Origin of the sequence: Weizmannia sp. WK01, from assembly GCF_025905465.1 — a bacterium.
Lineage (GTDB): Bacteria > Bacillota > Bacilli > Bacillales > Bacillaceae_C > Weizmannia > Weizmannia faecalis.
Genome location: NZ_CP109616.1, coordinates 865719 through 881651 on the forward strand (window position 1 = coordinate 865719; position 15933 = coordinate 881651).

The following is a 15933-nucleotide window of genomic DNA, read 5'->3' on the forward strand; positions in this document are numbered from 1 at the left end:
TATGATAAAAATAGTGAAAACAGAATATGCCAAAATGAATGCGCTTTCATCACGGTATATTCCGGAAATCCAGTTTTTCAAAGAGAGGGACTTTGAAGATGACAAACCATATACCTGAAACAATGAAAGCAGCAGTGATGCACGGGACACGAAATATTTCGATTGAGACATTGCCTGTTCCGCAAATTGAAGAAAATGAAGTTTTAATTAAAGTCATGGCGGTCGGCATTTGTGGTTCGGATTTACATTATTACGAAACGGGCAGAATTGGAAAATATGTAGTGGACAAGCCGTTTATTCTCGGGCATGAATGTGCAGGGGAAATTGCAGCAGTTGGTTCAAAAGTCCGCCATTTTAAAGTAGGGGACAGAGTCGCTGTTGAGCCAGGTGTCACTTGCGGGCATTGTGAAGCATGTAAAGAAGGGCGTTACAATCTTTGCCCACATGTCCAATTTTTGGCAACCCCTCCTGTAGATGGTGCCTTTTGCCAATATATTAAAATGCGAGAAGACTTTGTGTTCGCCATTCCGGATGCGCTTTCTTATGAAGAGGCTTCTCTTGTTGAACCTTTTTCCGTTGGCATTCACGCAGCCACAAGAACAAAACTGCAACCGGGATCGACCGTAGCGATTATGGGAATGGGTCCGGTCGGTTTAATGGCTGTTGTGGCAGCGAGGGCCTTCGGAGCGTCGAACATTATTGTAACGGACTTGGAACCATTGCGGCTTGAAGCGGCAAAAGAAATGGGCGCTACCTATGCGATCAATATTCGCGAACAAGATCCTTATGAAGCAATTCAAGACATCACCAATGGCAAGGGGGTTGATGTTGCTTGGGAAACAGCAGGTAATCCAGCAGCGCTCCAATCAGCGCTTGCATCTGTACGCCGCGGCGGGAAGCTGGCCATTGTCGGTTTACCGGCTCAAAATGAAATTCCGTTGAACGTCCCATTTATCGCGGATAATGAAATTGATATTTACGGTGTTTTCCGTTATGCGAATACGTATCCAAAAGGCATAAAATTTTTGGCTTCCGGCATCGCGGATGTGAAAAAACTGGTGACGGATCAATATGCCTTGGAAGATACTTATCAGGCGATGGAACGCGCACTGAATTTCAAGAACGAATGCCTGAAAGTCATGGTTTATCCGAACAACTGAAAATACTGAGCCGTTCATTTATAACAAGAGCGAGGCATCCCTATTTAGGAAAAGGGTAGTATCATTCGTTCATTTTATAGAAAATGGTTGCAATCTACATGCGCGGGCCGGATGGGTTTCACCGGAAAAATAGGATCGAAATCATGATGGCCTGTAGGATGTCACACGAATCATAGAATGGGGAGGATGATGCGGGCTGGCCGATGAATTTCAAGCCACCCGCATCCATCATCCATTTGCATGTTTGAAGGAAAAGCCGGTACAAAATGTCTGTTTTTCTGCAGGCAGTTGAATGAACGAATCATTGAAAACGCATTCGGAGGTATCACCTATGTTGGTTTCTGATAAAACAGTACGATTCCATGCAGCGGAAAATCAAAAGAGCGCTTCCGGCGGCAGGTTGTCTTGGACGGAACGAATCGGTTACGGGCTCGGGGATATGTCTTATAATATTATTTTCCAGTTCGTAAACGCCTATCTGTTATTCTATTATACCGATGTGGACGGGATTTCACCTGCTATCATTGGCACTTTGTTCCTTGTTGTGCGCGTTTTGGATGCCGTTTTTGACCCGGTGATGGGCGTCATTATGGATAAGACAAAGAGCAGATGGGGGAAAGCCCGGCCGTACTTATTATGGGCGGCAGTTCCTCTTGCTTTGTTTACTTTTTTATGTTTTACAACGCCCCATTTTAGTGTGGCGGGCAACAGAATTTATGCATACGTGACCTATATTTTGCTCGGGATGTCATTCAGCATGCAGACGATACCGGTAAACAGCCTGACTGCAAGAATGACGGACAATTTACAGGAACGGACATTATTGACAACGATCAGGATGATTTTGGTCTATATCGGAATTCTTCTCTCCATATCTTGTGCAACACCGCTTGCCCAATATTTCGGCGGCGATGACCAGGCAAAAGGATTTCAACTCACGGCGCTTGTTTATGCGGCCGCAAGCTTTGCATTAAATTTGATCAGTTTCCTGACAGTGCGGGAGAGGGTCGCTATAAAACCAGAAAAAAACACGGTGTAAAGAAAACATTGGCCGTCTTGATCCGAAATAAACCTTTGCTCATCCTGGCTTCTTCTTTCCTGGCTTTTGCCGTCGGTTTTAACATTAAATTGACGACAATGGTTTACTACTTCACCTATAATGTCCACCGCAAAGATTTGGTGTTTATGGGGACGCTGTTATTTTTTGGTGCTGCGCTGATCAGCAATATCTTCATCCCCAGCCTGTCCAAAAAATGGGACAGGAAGAACGTCATGATGATTTCGGCAGCCCTTTCCCTGATTTCTTATGTCGGCTTGCAATTTACAGCATATTCCTCCATTCCACTGATTTTGTTTTTACTGTTTGTTTCCGGGTTTTTTACCACCCCGCTGAACACGCTCGCATGGGGGATGCTTGCGGATTGTGTGGACTATGCAGAGTGGAAAACGGGAATCCGCGCAGACGGTGTGGTGATTTCGAGTATGAGTTTTACCAATAAACTGGGTGTTGCGCTCGCCGGTTCGTTTTCAGCGTTCTTTTTAAACAAGGCCGGCTATGTTCCAAATGTAGCCCAGTCCGTTTCATCCCTTCAAGCGATTAAGGACATGAATGCCATCATCCCTGGCATTTTCATCCTGCTGTCTGTTTTGCTGATCAGCTTTTATCCGATTACAGAAAACAGATACAAGAAGATGATGAAGGAACTGGAGCAGAGAAGATGAAACCGCATGTACGGGGGTTTTTGAACAGATCAAGGGGCCGGCCGGGATGCCGGTCCCCTTTTCCCCGGTAAAACGGGAGGGCTGCAGCAACCAGCCCTTTTTTGCATGTCCACATCTTCACCGGCGCTTTTCTGTTTCAACATCGAAACGGATTTTGCAAAAATAAAAATTGACATGAAATGCGTTTCATCATTTACACTATAAATACATAAAAATGAGCCTGCTGGCAGGGGCTTGGTTTAAACACTTCCATCCTAAAGCATGGATGCCTGCTGAAAAATCGCAAGTGTTTTAATAGGTGAGGTTATGACAAATATTAGAGACTTGGCGAAAATGGCCGGCGTGTCTGTGACGACCGTCTCCCGTGTGCTGAACAATCATCCGTATGTGAGTGAAGAAAAAAAGAACGCTGTTTTAAAAGCGGTGAAAGCGACCCGGTATCATAAAAACATCAATGCCGTCCATTTAAGTAAAGGGAAAACAAAATTGATCGGGGTCGTGTTGCCATTTACAGATCATCCTTATTTTGCCCTTTTATTGAAAGGGATCGCAAAGCAGGCGCTGGAGTATAACCATAAACTGCTTTTGTTTCAAACAGACTATATGGAAAGCAGGGAAACGGAAGCCTTACAAATGCTGCAACAAAAGCAAATTGACGGTTTAATCATTTGTTCGCGCGCCTGCAGTATGCGCAAAATTGAAGAATACTTGCCATTCGGGCCGATTGCGCTTTGTGAATGTGTAAAAGGCGGCGAAATATCGTCAACCTATATTGACCACTATAAAATTTTTATGGATGCACTGGAATTTTTGTACCGGAAAGGCCATACGAAAATCGGGTATTGCATCGGCAGGAAATCCGGCACCAACAGCCGGAATCGCGATAAAGCCTATTGGGATTTCCATGAAAAATACCATTTGCCGCACCATCCGGAATATATTTTTGACCAATGCTACGACTATGAGGATGGAGAAAGGGTTTTGAGCCGGGTAAAAGAAATGGACCCGCCTCCTTCGGCATTGCTTGTAACAAGCGACCAGGTTGCAGCGGGGATTGTCATCAGTTGCAACAAACAGCAAATTTCTATTCCGGATGAGTTGGCGATCATCGGATTTGACAATGAACCGATTGCCGGAATGCTGAATATTACAACGATAGATATTCCGCTTGTTGAAATGGGCCGGAACCTTGTCCACCAGGTTTTGACAAAGGAAATTAAAAACAAGGAAATCTCAGCAACACTCATTGAAAGAGGTACGGTATAGGGATATAGGCTGGGAAGTTTCGTCCTGCCGCGTGTAAAGCCCGGCCAACCTCAGCCTGCCAAAACAAAAACGGCGTCTGCAGCAGTGCCGCAAAAGGGATGCTTGTGCTTTATCAAACGGGGAGGGAGAAAAGTGAATATACTGGAAGATGCAAAGGCCATGGTTTTAGAACTGTATGCCAGTTTGTGCAGTAAAGTAGACGATCAACCATTAGAGCAGGTTGTAGAGGTGATTGGTCGGTCGAATCGTTTGTTTTTGGCAGGAACGGGCTGTTCGGAAATGATCCTCCGTGTCTTTGCCAACAGGCTGGTCCATTTGGGGTTCCGGGTTGGGATGATTGGCGACTTAATTTCCCCTGTTCCTAAAAAAGGGGATACCATCTTGTTCAGCTCAAAATCAGGAGAAAATCCCGTTTTATTGAATGCCGCCCGAAAAGCCAAGCTCCACGGTATAAACATTGTGGCCATCACGGCTTCTCCCGCATCAACCCTTGCAAAAATGGCGGATGTGACGGTCTTGTTGCCGGACGAATCGTCTGAATTTGAAAGCATAAAACAGGCCGGCCTCACCCCGGATAGAATCGGAACCTTATTTGAACTGCTGAGTTTTTTGATTTATGATGTCATTACAGCATCTTTAATGAAAAAACGGCATCCTGAAAATGAGTATGCTTGAAATAGAACGGGAAAGGATTATGAAGAATATGAAGCAACAAAGCGTGATTTTTTTTGATATCGACGGGACTTTGCTGACACATGAGAAGAAGCTGCCTGTCACAACCAAAAAAGCGATAGATAAGCTGAAAAGCGATGGCCATGTCACAGCCATTGCAACGGGCAGGGCCCCGTTTATGTTTGAAGATTTGCGGAAGGAACTCGGGATGGATACTTTTGTAAGTTATAACGGGCAATATGTTGTTATGAACGGAGAGGTATTGTTTAAAAATCCGTTAAACAGGCAATCGCTTGAAGAATTGACTGCATATGCCCTTTCCCACCAGCATCCGCTTGTCTACATGGACCATGAAGACATGAAGGCCAATGTGCCAAACCACGAGGATATTGAAAAAAGCATTACGTCTTTGAAAATTGGCCGGTTGCCTGCGTATGACCCGCATTATTATAAAGGGCGTGAATTGTACCAGGCGCTCCTGTTCTGTTCAGAAGGGGAAGAGAAACAGTATGAACAGGCGTTTCCGGATTTTGAATTTATTCGCTGGCATCCGCTTTCCGTCGATGTTTTGCCAAAAGGCGGGTCAAAAGCGAGAGGAATTGAAAAGATTGTTGAAAAATTGGGCTTTCCTCCAGAACGCCAATATGCATTTGGCGACGGGTTAAATGATATTAAAATGCTGTCCATGATTAAAAACAGTGTGGCAATGGGAAATGCGGAAGAAAAGGTAAAGGCTGCCGCCAAATACATTACAAAATCGGTGGAAGACATGGGCATTCCCCACGGTCTGCAAATTGTAGGGCTGTTATAACCTGTACAGAGCTAGCTGAATAAGCAAACTGCTTAGATTTGGCAAGGATGCTGACAGCTTTGGCAACCATTTAAATGCTAGTTTTACAACAAATCCGGTGAAAAGCTTGCACTCGTAAGCCAAATCAGATAAAATCACCCATTTCTGCAAAAGAATTCTGCTATATTTTGAGACAGAGCTTGCAGACAAACTCAGAATTGGATTCGTTCAGCAAGCCCTAAATAAAGGTGTCACGTTTACTGTGGCAGGAACGTCTATGCCGTTTTTGGGCATTTAAAAAAATACACAAAAAAGAAGCGCCGGCAAAACTATTCTCTTCCGGACGCTTCTTTTTCTTGGCTGATTTTGCTGAAGTATGCATATTCTGTTTCAAGTTCCGTCAATGTCAGGGTGAAAAGCTGCTTGTCATCTTCCTGATAGGCGCCAAGAGCAATCAGCTGTTCTATCAAATATTGCCGTTTTTTCTCTATCGCGTGCCGTAGAAAATTTTTCAAATGAGCATCCTCCCATTCTTTTGGAGCATGATTTAAAACTCATCATATTTCCGTACGGGTTTCGATATGCGCAATTTCTTGAACAAATAATGAACATTGGGCCGCAATCCATTCTTTTTCATGATCCATTGTTGCGACATGATAAGAGTTGCGGAGCGGTACGATTTTTTTCCGGCTGGCATGAATATGCGCGGCAATATACTCTGTATTTTCAGGAGGCACGACATGGTCTTCTGTTGATTGGAACAAAAGTGCGGGGCAATGGATGGCGGAGAGGTTTTCCCGCGTTTCCCACATCACGGACAGAAGCTCACGGATGGAAGCCACCGGCACTTTTTCATATGAAATTTCATGCACGCCCGCTGCTTTAATATCCGGCGGGCCCTCTTGAATAAACCGTCCTTTCGCCAGGCATTTTTCCAGTTCAGGAATGCTTTGGATAGCCGCGTTGATACACACTATTCCCTGGATATCCGGGTGTTTTTCCGCGAGATGCAAAGCCAGTGTGCCACCCATTGACTGGCCAATAACAAAAATATCGCGGCAATGCTGTTTCAGCAGCTGATAACCTTCTTCAAGGCTAGCAATCCAGTCTTTGTAAGTGCAGCGTTCCATGTCCAGGATATGCGTCCCGTGTCCCTTTAATCTTGGCGCGAAAACCGTAAACCCGTCCGATACCAGTGCCTCTCCCAAAAAGCGGACGCTCTGCGGGGTGCCGTTGAAGCCATGCGAGATGAGAATGCCAATTTCATTTCCTTTTATAAAAAAGGATTCTGCACCCGAAAGAACGGGATAGTATTCATGCATAAAAGAGCTCCTTCCTAACATTTATACGGTCAGTGAATTTAAAATGTTAACATAATTTTAAACCAATTAATCCTAGTTGTAAAGTATGTTTTATCGGTAAAATGGAATAGGTTAGGTAAAAAACAGAAGGATGCAAAGAGGCTGCTTGAAACAGCCTCTTCTCGCGGAGCAGCCCGGATGAAGGCTTATTCCGCCTTTTCAATGACAATGAAACAGGTGCTGTCCGGGAGTGCGGTTTCTTTTCCGCTCTCGTCCATTACTTTGACTTTCGGAAGCAGGTGCGTGCTGTAGCCTTCTTGAAGATAGTGGCGGAAACAAATGATGTTTGCCCTGCTGCCGAGCGTTTCTTCAATCACTTTCCGATATTCAGATGGGGTGAAGTATCCGAATTGTTCCTGGACTTCATGCGGATAAGCTTCCTCCCCCCATGTATAAGTATATAGAAATTCCATCAGGTCATTTACCGGGAGTTTGATCTTATTATCCTCTGTAATCTCGTAATCAATTTTTCTGCCTTTAAAATCTTCAACATATCTAGTGAAAAAGCGGAAGCCGTCCGGATCGCGGAATGCTAATAACCGGATCAGGTCTTTTGGCTCCGTCATAATGCCGTCGCGGATGATCATGCGCCACCCGGTTTCAGCACGGCAAAGGCGCTTTTTAAAGCCGCTTTTACGACATCCGGGTTATATGTCCGGCCGTGAAAAGGGATATAGGAATACATTTCATGCAAAATAGATGAAAATATAATTGTATCAGCGCTCTCTAACTCAAAATAAGATGAAAGTTTGAGCGCATCTGCCTGTTTCACCTTCCAGCTTTTCCGTTCACGGACCTTTTTTCTCTCCAGTTCTTGAATGACATTGGTCGAAATATCGATCCCCGTAATGTCGGCATCCGGGTGCTTTTCGGACAGGAGATCGAGCATGATCCCGCCCCCTGCGCCAACATCAATCATGACCGTTCCTTTTGCAAAGTCTGCGATGATCTTTTTATGGTCTTCGGCATTGTTCATGTCTGCCAAATAATGCTGTTCATTTTGCAGCCTGTCAAACGCATCTTTACGGAATCCGAAAAAATCGTACAACAAGAGTATGGAACGTTCATAGAGAGGGGACTTTTCTGCTTCCTGGCAAAATGCGATGAGCTTTTCCCCGGGTTTGGAAAAAGTAAAATTGACGCCGGTTGCACTGCCCAATGAATCGAACGGAATGAGTTCAAGCGTAACATGTTCGTTCGGCTGCGTATCTCCGCTGATCAGGCCTGCTAGCGGACAAGCTTTTAAATATGCTTCTATAATTCTTTTTTTATACAAATTAACCGATTTTTTCCCTTTGTAATCATAATAGATATCTTTCATCAACGGCTCAAAACTGATTTGCTCAACGGTAAGCGGGTTTGTTTTCTGATAGACGAGAAGAAAAATTTTCAGGAATTCCTCAAAAGAAAAATCCTGCAGTGCGGATTCCACATACCAAATATCCGTTTTCTGGAAAAGTAAGTGAAACATACTGGCAAGTTCCCGGTTGCTGAACCATTTTGTGTATAAAGCCTCAAAGTCCTCGCCTTTTTGGATGGAACTTTCTCTTAATCGCCTGAGCCGTTCTTTAAGGGAATGCTCCCGGCTTTTTTCTCCCGCGGCAATCCAGCTTATGATTTGTGAAGTTTCTGCACGGACTTTTTCCCATATAGCGGGGGATACCCCTTCAATAATACAGTGATTGAGGGCAAGCAAAATGCGTTTGATATCCCATTTTAAAGATGACCGGTGGCTTTGGATCCAATCAATTAGAGGATACAGCTGGCGGTAGCGGACTTCTCCCCTGATAAACTGCCCGACAAGGCCGTGGGTCAGGATGAGCGTATAGATCAGGTCTTCTTTTTGCAAATGACGCTGCCCGAATGGAACCGCCATTTGTTCATGGGCATAAATCCGCGCTGATCCGATATTATGGATACGCAATTGAAAACCGCGCCTGCGCCATTCTTCCCGCTTTTGGGCAGACCCGCATTTTGCCACCTCGCTCCATCTTAAAACTTCCTCAATGATTTCTTTTTCAGATGCGGGCAAGTCTGCATAACAGCGGTCCAATATGGCTAGCGTTTTTTCAACATAGTGCAGGACCGGATTCGGTTCAAGGTTTTCCAATGATTCGACTTGTTCGAGGTTCACATTTTTTTCGTCTGTACGGTACAAGTATGAAAGCCATTTATGTTCGTGGAGAATATCCGTATTTCCCGCTTTTGCTTTTGCGATCAGTTTCAGTGAAGATAACAAATCAGCCATTCCCTTCGTTTTTGATGAAAAACAGGGGCTGATATATCAGCCCCTGTTGCTTTAGTGCATCGGTTTTTCCCAGGCGCCCTTAATTTCCACACCGGTTGCTTTTGCCGCCGCTTCCAGTTCGCGGATTTCCTGTTCTGTCAAATGGACTTCAGCGGCCGAAACGGCGTCTTCAATTTGCGAAACCTTTGTTACGCCGATAATCGGCACCGTTCCCTTCGCAATGGCCCATGCGATTGTGATTTGTGCCGGGCCTGTTTCGTATTTGCTGCCGATTTTTTTCATCACCCGGATTAAATCTTCCAGTTTGCTAAGCACATCCGGAGTAAATGCATCGCCTCGCCTCGTGCCGGCAGGGAATGGGTTTTGCGGTCCGTATTTTCCAGTTAACGCCCCCTGTTCGAGTACCATATAAGGGAAGAACAGAATGCCGTTTTGATTGCAGTAATCTAGAATCCCGGCTTCTTCTGAAGAGCGGTACAGCAGGCTGTAATGGTTTTGCACGGCAGAAAGTTTCAGCCCTTCCGCTGCTAAAATATCGGCAGCCAGCTTGATTTCCTCCAGATTGTGATTGGAAACGCCGACATGCTTTATTTTTCCGCTTTTCATCAGTGGAATCAGCTTCGGGGTCCATCTTTTTACATCGCCCGGGTTGTGGATCCAGTAAAGATCAACATGATCCACACCAAGTCGCTCAAGGCTGCCTTCCAGAAACGCTTCCACCGCATTGTCGTCCTGTTCGCCGCCAGGGGTAAATTTTGTGGAGATCAGGGCGTCCCCGCGCTCACGGATAAAACGACCCAGAATCGTTTCGGAAGCGCCCATTCCGTATACAGCAGCTGTATCCCATAAGTTCAGCCCAGCATCCATTGCTGCATCAAACACCGGTTTCAGATCAGCTGCTGTAAGGTGATTACCAAATACGGTATCCCCGCCGTTTGCGCCGGTGCCCCATGACCAGGTCCCAAGCGCAATCGGAGGAATTTTGTCATTTTGCATTTGTACCATTTTCATCAAATTCGCCGCCTTTTGTCATAATTTTTTTGAGAGGATTGCCCCGTTAGCGGTTCTAATTGGACAAAAGCCCCTGCCGCCGCGGAAGAACTGTCCCGTTAGGTGTTCCAATTGGACATAAGCTCCACAAATACATTATGGGCGGCAAAAGGGGAGGAGTTCAAGGAATTGACTTAGAGATAAAATCAAATGCCTTTCTCTTCTTTTTGTTATGTAAGTTGGTTTTAAACGATAGACAAATAAGCCTATTGCAGAAGCAGCTGCTTCTGCAATAGGCTACTCACTGATACCCCGGGCTCACCGGAATGAAGCCATTATTGATACAATTGCCCGCTGTCTCCGGCAGTTGGGTTCTGGGACTGTGCCATGTACTGCTGGATTTGCGGCTGGTTTTCCGGAACAACTTGGTACATGGCGCCGATTTTTGCCGTATCCACAGATTCTGCCTGGTCAACCGGATAGTAGCCTTTTGATGCCATATACTGCCACATGTCATAGGCGTGGGCGCAGCTCATCATAAAGGCAGTCTGGCAAAACGACCGGATTTCAGGATTTGCCATTTCCATCGCCGCCCATGCATATTCCCGCCCGGCCCGTTTCAGCGTTAACAGATACGCAGTTGCCATTTCACGGTCGTTCATATCTTCAACCATCGTCCGCGGCTGGACGGGACAGCCGGTGGGGCCATTTGCAGTGCCATATTGGAGATCTCTTGATTTTCTTTTAACAACGGCAATTCTTTTTTTGCCCCTTCAGCTTTGTTTAAAAATTCGACTTTCATGTTATAGTCCCGGATATGGAGCGGAAAATGCTTTTCAAGAATTTTTTTGAATGCCGGATCCTGGACATGCTGGAGCATATAAGCCATGTTCGTAATCGAGTTGACACAGCTCATCGCCAGTTCATTTAAATCGTACAGTTCATGTGCGGCTAATTTCATGATTCAACCTCCACTTCATTTTTTAAACCAATCTTATTTTGTTTTAAACGGGGCAGGATATACAGGAACGTTTTCATTGTTTTTTGTAATTTCCGGTGCTACTGTAAAAATAAAGCCGTCCCGGAAATGGGCAGAAGGAGGAGAGCGTTGTGAAGACAGAAACTTTACATTTAAAGGCGCATCAGAATGCTGAACTGACGGCGTACGTACTGGACGGATCCCCCGAGTTCAGCAATATCGAGGCGCGCCCGGTTGTGCTTATTTTTCCCGGTGGCGCCTACCGGTTTACTTCGGACAGGGAAGCTGAACCGGTTGCGATGGCATATTTGGCGGAAGGATTCAACGCGTTTGTACTTCGCTACTCGGTCGGGGAAACATTCCGGTTTGAAGCGGCTTTACAAGATGCGGAAGAAGCGATTGCGATGATCCGCGCGCATGCGGAAGACTGGCATACCGACCCTGAAAAAATTGCGGTTGCCGGTTTTTCTGCAGGAGGGCATCTTGCCGCTGCACTTGGTACGATCGGAAAAAATAAGCCTAATGCCTTGATTTTAGGCTACCCATGTATTTTGGATTCGATGAGCGAAAGCCTTGCTTTTCCGGTGCCGTCTGTTGACAAGGAAGTGACTGCCGAAACGCCGCCGGTCTTTCTGTTTTCAACTTTTGAAGACCAAACCGTGCCGATTGAAAACTCGATTGCCTTCTTGCAGGCGTTGAATGTGCACGGCATTCCATTCGAGTCGCATATTTTTCAAAAAGGCAAGCACGGGCTGTCGCTCGCCAAACCCCACACTTCAAACGGATTAAAAGCAAATGTGGATGCAGATGTTGAAAAATGGTTTGGCCTAAGCGTTTCCTGGCTTCATAAAGTGCTCGGCCAGTTTCCGGCTAATGCTTAATTGAGGGGAATTTGACGGTCCGGGAAAACGGTTCTTGATGGCTCAGAAAAGGGTTCAAGAAAATCAGAATTTTCATGTTTTTGGTGCTTTACCACGCGCGCAGAGTCCGTCTATGTAAAGAAAGCTGGCGCAAAAATCGATGTTCCTTCACGTAGAGTGCGTCTACGGATTAAGTCCGTATAATTGTGTAAAAAGAAGGAGTCATTTTATCAACTCTTGGCAACACTGTTTTCAACAACAATAAACAATGAAAAGAGGAGATAAAATGACTCACTTACAGTTTAACCTAAATTTGGATGTTTTAAAAGAAGCCATCATGACTTCAGATCTTGACGCGGTAATTAAATCAGCGGTTGTCCTCGTGTTAAACGAGTTTATGGAAAAGGAAAGGGATGACTATTTAAAAACGAGCCCTTATGAACGCGCTGTTGAACGCCGGGATTACCGGAACGGTTACTATGAACGCGAGCTGTTGATGAGCATCGGCAATGTTACATTAAAAGTTCCCCGGACACGTAATGGCGAATTCTCAACTACCTTATTTGAAAAGTATGCCAGATGTGACCAAGCTTTCGTCCTTTCAATGTTGGAGATGGTCATCAATGGCGTCTCTACCCGTAAGGTCACAAATGTCGTAGAACAGCTTTGCGGTAAGAATGTATCCAAGTCGTTTGTCTCTTCCCTTACGCAAAAACTGGATCCCATTGTGAATGCTTGGGCCGAGAGACCGTTGAATACAACCTACTACCCTTATGTGTTTGTGGACGCCATGTATATAAAAGTACGGGAGCACCATAAGGTCATATCAAAGGCTGTTTATATTGCGACTGCCATTACAGAGAAGAATACACGTGAAATACTGGGTTTAAGCGTTGACCATGCAGAAAGTTTGGAGAGTTGGAGTTCATTTTTTAAACAACTTAAATCACGTGGACTCCAATCACCAAAACTCGTTATTTCCGATGCTCACACGGGCCTTCAGAAAGCAATACAACGGGAATTCATTGGCACTGCTTGGCAAAGGTGCAATGTTCATTTTAAACGCAATATCATTGAAAAACTGCCCAAAAAAGATACTGCAGAAATCCGGGTGATGATTAAGCGCGTGTTTGAGGCCGTTACGATTGAGGACATACGCAAGTTTAAAGATGAATTAATAAACAAATTTGGTACAGAAGCAAGATTTGAAAAAGCCCTGGCCATTTTAGATGAAGGTTTTGAAGATACTATCCAATACATGAACTTTCCTGAGAATATCCGTATGCACATACGGAGTACTAATTCCCTCGAGCGGCTTAACCAAGAGGTTCGTAGAAGGGAAAGGGTCATTCGCATTTTTCCTAATACCCAATCTGCTTTTCGTTTGGTTGGTGCCGTTTTAATGCAGTATCAAGATACAGAATACTCGAAGAGGAAGTCACTTATGGGAAAGAATAGTTAGCAGCATTTTCAGCTTAACTTCCATCATGGATGATTTCATCTCCGGGAAGGGATGTCAAATTGAAAGGCATTTGACATCCCTTCCCGGAGATGAAGAAAAAAATCCATGGAAGTTAAGCCGAAAAAATGAAAGGGTGGTTGAAAACATTTGCCCATAAATTTACACAATAACCTGGACTTGACTCGTCTACGTGAAGGAAGCGAGGAAAAAAGGTGTTGTTCCTTAACGTAGAAGCCGCCTATGTTAAGAAAGGGTGCAAGAAAATCGCCGTTTCTTAACATAGAGTGCGCCTACGTGAAGGAAACGCGCAAAAAAATTGATGTTCCTTAACATAGAGCGCGTTTATGTAAAGAAAGCACGCAAAAAAATCGTAGTTTCTTCACATAGGCTGCAACCGAAACGGCCGGTGCTGTAGTATAAACCATTTTTGTAAAATTGGGAGGAATGTATATGTCAAGTCTACATGAAACTTTTGTATTGGAAAATGGGGTGGCGATCCCGAAAATCGGCCTTGGTACATGGCAAGTCCCGAATGGCGAAACCACTTACCATGCCGTATCTTTTGCTTTAAAAAACGGCTATCGCCACATTGATACCGCCTATGCTTACCATAATGAAGAAAGTGTCGGCAAAGCAGTGCGGGATTCCGGCATTGACCGGCGCGACATTTTTGTCACGTCCAAGCTGCCGGCGGAAATCAAGTCGTATGACAAAGCGCTGAAAACATTTGACGAAACAATGGAAAATCTTGGCCTTGAGCAGCTCGACCTTTATCTGATTCATGCCCCGTGGCCGTGGAGCGAAAAGGGGGCCGATTACACGAAAGAAAATATTGAAGTTTGGAAAGCGATGGAGGAGATCTATGAAAGCGGGCGCTGCCGGGCAATTGGCGTTTCCAATTTCAGCGTTTCCGACCTGAAAGCCGTGATGGAAAATGCAAAAATCAAGCCGATGGTCAATCAAATCCGTTACTTCATTGGACATACACAGGAAGATGTGACAGCATTCTGCCAGGACAATGGCATTCTGGTTGAGGCCTATTCGCCGCTTGCTACTGGAAAAATTCTGGAAAACACCGAGATACAAAAAATTGCAGACAAATACGGCAAAACACTTCCGCAAGTTTGCATCCGTTACTGCTTGCAAAAAGGCGTGCTGCCACTCCCAAAATCGACGCATGAGGCATTTATCCTGCAAAATGCGGACGTAGACTTTGAAATTTCCAGTGAAGACATGCAATATCTCGATCAGTTGAAAGAGACAGAAAAATAAACGGAAAGAAAAAGGCTGTTCATTTGGACAGCCTTTTGAAATGTACCGGAGCCGATTCCGAAGCGCGATTAAGTGCAACCGTTCTTTTTTCATATTATAATAGTTACAAAAGAACAAAGCAGCAGTTTACAGAAAAGGTATAACAGCAATAACGCCGGCAGTCTGTCAATCCCGGCCGGCACAGGCTGTTTGAAAAAATAGAGAAATCGGCGGACTTTTTACCGGCATTGAAAAATATACAGCAAAGAACCAGGGGGAGCATAAATGAAGATTGTTGCACTTTCGGGCTCGCGAGTCGGCTCGAAAACAAGAACAGCGATGAACTACGCGGTAAACGTGATCCGTGGGAAATATCCAAACGCGGAAGTCACGCTCCTTGATCTGGCGGATTACGATGTGCAGTTCAGCGACGGGCGCCATTATATGGATTACGAAGGGGATACCAAATTTGTGGCGCAAACTGTCATGGACGCGGATGCGCTTATCATCGGCACGCCGGTTTTCCAGGCATCGATTCCGGCGACATTGAAAAATGTGTTTGACCTGCTGCCCGAAAAATCACTTCGGGATAAGGTGGCAAGCATCATTGTCACGGCCGGCTCACCGAAACATTATTTGATTGCCGAGCAGCAGATCAAGCCGATTTTGTCTTACATGCGGGCACAAATTGTCCAGTCTTATGTTTTTATAGAGGAAAAAGATTTTTACCAGAAAGAAATTGTCAATGAAGACGTCCTCTTGCGCATCAGCCGGCTTGTGGAGGACACCGTCATGCTTACGGAAACGTATGCAAAAATAAAAGAAGCAAAAGAAGCAAAAGAAGCAGCGTACATCTCCCGTGATTAAAGCCGCGCACGTACCGGACGATTCAGAAAAGGGCGGACAGCTAAAACTGTCCGCCCTTTTCTGATGCAGGTGGTAGGAGAGTAAAGGAAAATCCCGTTTTTGCAGCTCTCCGGGAAGAAAAAAGATACCAAAAACTGGTGAACGATATTCAATATAAACTGGGAATCGGCCGGGCGTAACTCCTCTGTTTAAACTACAACGACTTGCAAAAAAACCTACCGAAATATAAAAATTTTTCAGAAAAACGGTTTTTCTCTTGATCATTCCCTCCCTGTCCATGTAAAATGAAAATAGCAAATAAATGT

At 45.0% G+C, this 15933-nt stretch carries 15 protein-coding genes and 1 pseudogene; 9 read left to right on the plus strand and 7 right to left on the minus strand.

Features of this window, described 5'->3' with window-relative positions; translation table 11 throughout:
• The first annotated feature begins 98 nt into the window (after positions 1-98).
• From OF158_RS03940 to OF158_RS03960, 5 genes and pseudogenes are all read left to right on the plus strand, one after another.
• On the plus strand, positions 99-1160 hold the full coding sequence (locus OF158_RS03940; RefSeq protein ID WP_035182323.1) for an NAD(P)-dependent alcohol dehydrogenase: 1062 nt from the start codon (positions 99-101) through the stop codon (positions 1158-1160).
• 331 nt (positions 1161-1491) lie between these two features.
• Positions 1492-2882, plus strand: a pseudogene (locus tag OF158_RS03945) (MFS transporter).
• Positions 2883-3188: 306 nt separating this feature from the next.
• Complete coding sequence (locus tag OF158_RS03950) at positions 3189-4148, plus strand: LacI family DNA-binding transcriptional regulator (RefSeq protein WP_014095967.1); 960 nt, start codon at positions 3189-3191, stop codon at positions 4146-4148.
• A gap of 132 nt (positions 4149-4280) precedes the next feature.
• A complete protein-coding gene (locus OF158_RS03955) occupies positions 4281-4823 on the plus strand; it encodes an SIS domain-containing protein (protein WP_014095966.1) in 543 nt (180 codons plus the stop codon).
• A gap of 28 nt (positions 4824-4851) precedes the next feature.
• Positions 4852-5631: a Cof-type HAD-IIB family hydrolase gene (locus OF158_RS03960; protein ID WP_014095965.1), complete on the plus strand. Its 780-nt coding sequence runs from the start codon at positions 4852-4854 to the stop codon at positions 5629-5631.
• Between the two features lie 308 nt (positions 5632-5939).
• Here the strand turns inward: OF158_RS03960 and fbpA are convergent, their stop codons facing one another.
• The 7 genes from fbpA to OF158_RS03995 all read right to left on the minus strand — a co-directional run bounded on the left by fbpA (position 5940) and on the right by OF158_RS03995 (position 11170).
• Complete coding sequence (gene fbpA / locus OF158_RS03965; RefSeq protein WP_014095964.1) at positions 5940-6125, minus strand: Fur-regulated basic protein FbpA; 186 nt, start codon at positions 6123-6125, stop codon at positions 5940-5942.
• Between the two features lie 42 nt (positions 6126-6167).
• Complete coding sequence (locus OF158_RS03970; protein ID WP_035182320.1) at positions 6168-6932, minus strand: alpha/beta hydrolase; 765 nt, start codon at positions 6930-6932, stop codon at positions 6168-6170.
• Positions 6933-7117: 185 nt separating this feature from the next.
• The gene (locus tag OF158_RS03975) at positions 7118-7558 is read right to left on the minus strand and encodes a class I SAM-dependent methyltransferase (protein WP_225620962.1); all 441 of its coding nucleotides are present in this window, start codon (positions 7556-7558) and stop codon (positions 7118-7120) included.
• Positions 7555-9210 (minus strand): class I SAM-dependent methyltransferase, encoded by a 1656-nt coding sequence (locus OF158_RS03980; protein ID WP_225620963.1) that lies wholly within the window; start codon positions 9208-9210, stop codon positions 7555-7557. Before OF158_RS03980 ends, OF158_RS03975 begins: the two co-directional genes overlap by 4 nt.
• Before the next feature lie 60 nt (positions 9211-9270).
• Positions 9271-10230, minus strand: coding sequence for an aldo/keto reductase (locus OF158_RS03985; protein WP_172653417.1), 960 nt, complete (start codon positions 10228-10230; stop codon positions 9271-9273).
• A 314-nt stretch (positions 10231-10544) separates the two neighbouring features.
• Positions 10545-10871 (minus strand): spore coat protein, encoded by a 327-nt coding sequence (locus OF158_RS03990; protein WP_225620964.1) that lies wholly within the window; start codon positions 10869-10871, stop codon positions 10545-10547.
• Entirely contained in the window at positions 10868-11170 is a 303-nt protein-coding gene (locus OF158_RS03995; protein WP_225620965.1) for a hypothetical protein, read from the minus strand. Before OF158_RS03995 ends, OF158_RS03990 begins: the two co-directional genes overlap by 4 nt.
• A 149-nt stretch (positions 11171-11319) precedes the next feature.
• Between OF158_RS03995 and OF158_RS04000 the strand changes: the two genes are divergently transcribed.
• From OF158_RS04000 to OF158_RS04015, 4 genes are all read left to right on the plus strand, one after another.
• Positions 11320-12069: an alpha/beta hydrolase gene (locus OF158_RS04000; protein WP_035182319.1), complete on the plus strand. Its 750-nt coding sequence runs from the start codon at positions 11320-11322 to the stop codon at positions 12067-12069.
• Positions 12070-12334: 265 nt separating this feature from the next.
• Positions 12335-13510, plus strand: a complete 1176-nt coding sequence (locus OF158_RS04005) for an IS256 family transposase (RefSeq protein ID WP_048339800.1) — start codon at positions 12335-12337, stop codon at positions 13508-13510.
• Positions 13511-13960: 450 nt separating this feature from the next.
• Entirely contained in the window at positions 13961-14782 is an 822-nt protein-coding gene (locus OF158_RS04010; protein WP_035182318.1) for an aldo/keto reductase, read from the plus strand.
• Between the two features lie 264 nt (positions 14783-15046).
• Positions 15047-15628, plus strand: a complete 582-nt coding sequence (locus OF158_RS04015; RefSeq protein ID WP_014095957.1) for an NADPH-dependent FMN reductase — start codon at positions 15047-15049, stop codon at positions 15626-15628.
• Positions 15629-15933 lie beyond the last annotated feature (305 nt).

What these genes read in the sequence shown, in the direction of transcription:
- OF158_RS03940 (WP_035182323.1), top strand. Translation starts at nt 99, where the DNA reads ATGACAAACCATATACCTGAAACAATGAAAGCAGCAGTGATGCACGGG.
- OF158_RS03950 (WP_014095967.1), top strand. Translation starts at nt 3,189, where the DNA reads ATGACAAATATTAGAGACTTGGCGAAAATGGCCGGCGTGTCTGTGACG.
- OF158_RS03960 (WP_014095965.1), top strand. Translation starts at nt 4,852, where the DNA reads ATGAAGCAACAAAGCGTGATTTTTTTTGATATCGACGGGACTTTGCTG.
- OF158_RS03970 (WP_035182320.1), bottom strand. Translation starts at nt 6,932, where the DNA reads ATGCATGAATACTATCCCGTTCTTTCGGGTGCAGAATCCTTTTTTATA.
- OF158_RS03975 (WP_225620962.1), bottom strand. Translation starts at nt 7,558, where the DNA reads ATGATCATCCGCGACGGCATTATGACGGAGCCAAAAGACCTGATCCGG.
- OF158_RS03985 (WP_172653417.1), bottom strand. Translation starts at nt 10,230, where the DNA reads ATGAAAATGGTACAAATGCAAAATGACAAAATTCCTCCGATTGCGCTT.
- OF158_RS03990 (WP_225620964.1), bottom strand. Translation starts at nt 10,871, where the DNA reads ATGAACGACCGTGAAATGGCAACTGCGTATCTGTTAACGCTGAAACGG.
- OF158_RS03995 (WP_225620965.1), bottom strand. Translation starts at nt 11,170, where the DNA reads ATGAAATTAGCCGCACATGAACTGTACGATTTAAATGAACTGGCGATG.
- OF158_RS04005 (WP_048339800.1), top strand. Translation starts at nt 12,335, where the DNA reads ATGACTCACTTACAGTTTAACCTAAATTTGGATGTTTTAAAAGAAGCC.
- OF158_RS04010 (WP_035182318.1), top strand. Translation starts at nt 13,961, where the DNA reads ATGTCAAGTCTACATGAAACTTTTGTATTGGAAAATGGGGTGGCGATC.
- OF158_RS04015 (WP_014095957.1), top strand. Translation starts at nt 15,047, where the DNA reads ATGAAGATTGTTGCACTTTCGGGCTCGCGAGTCGGCTCGAAAACAAGA.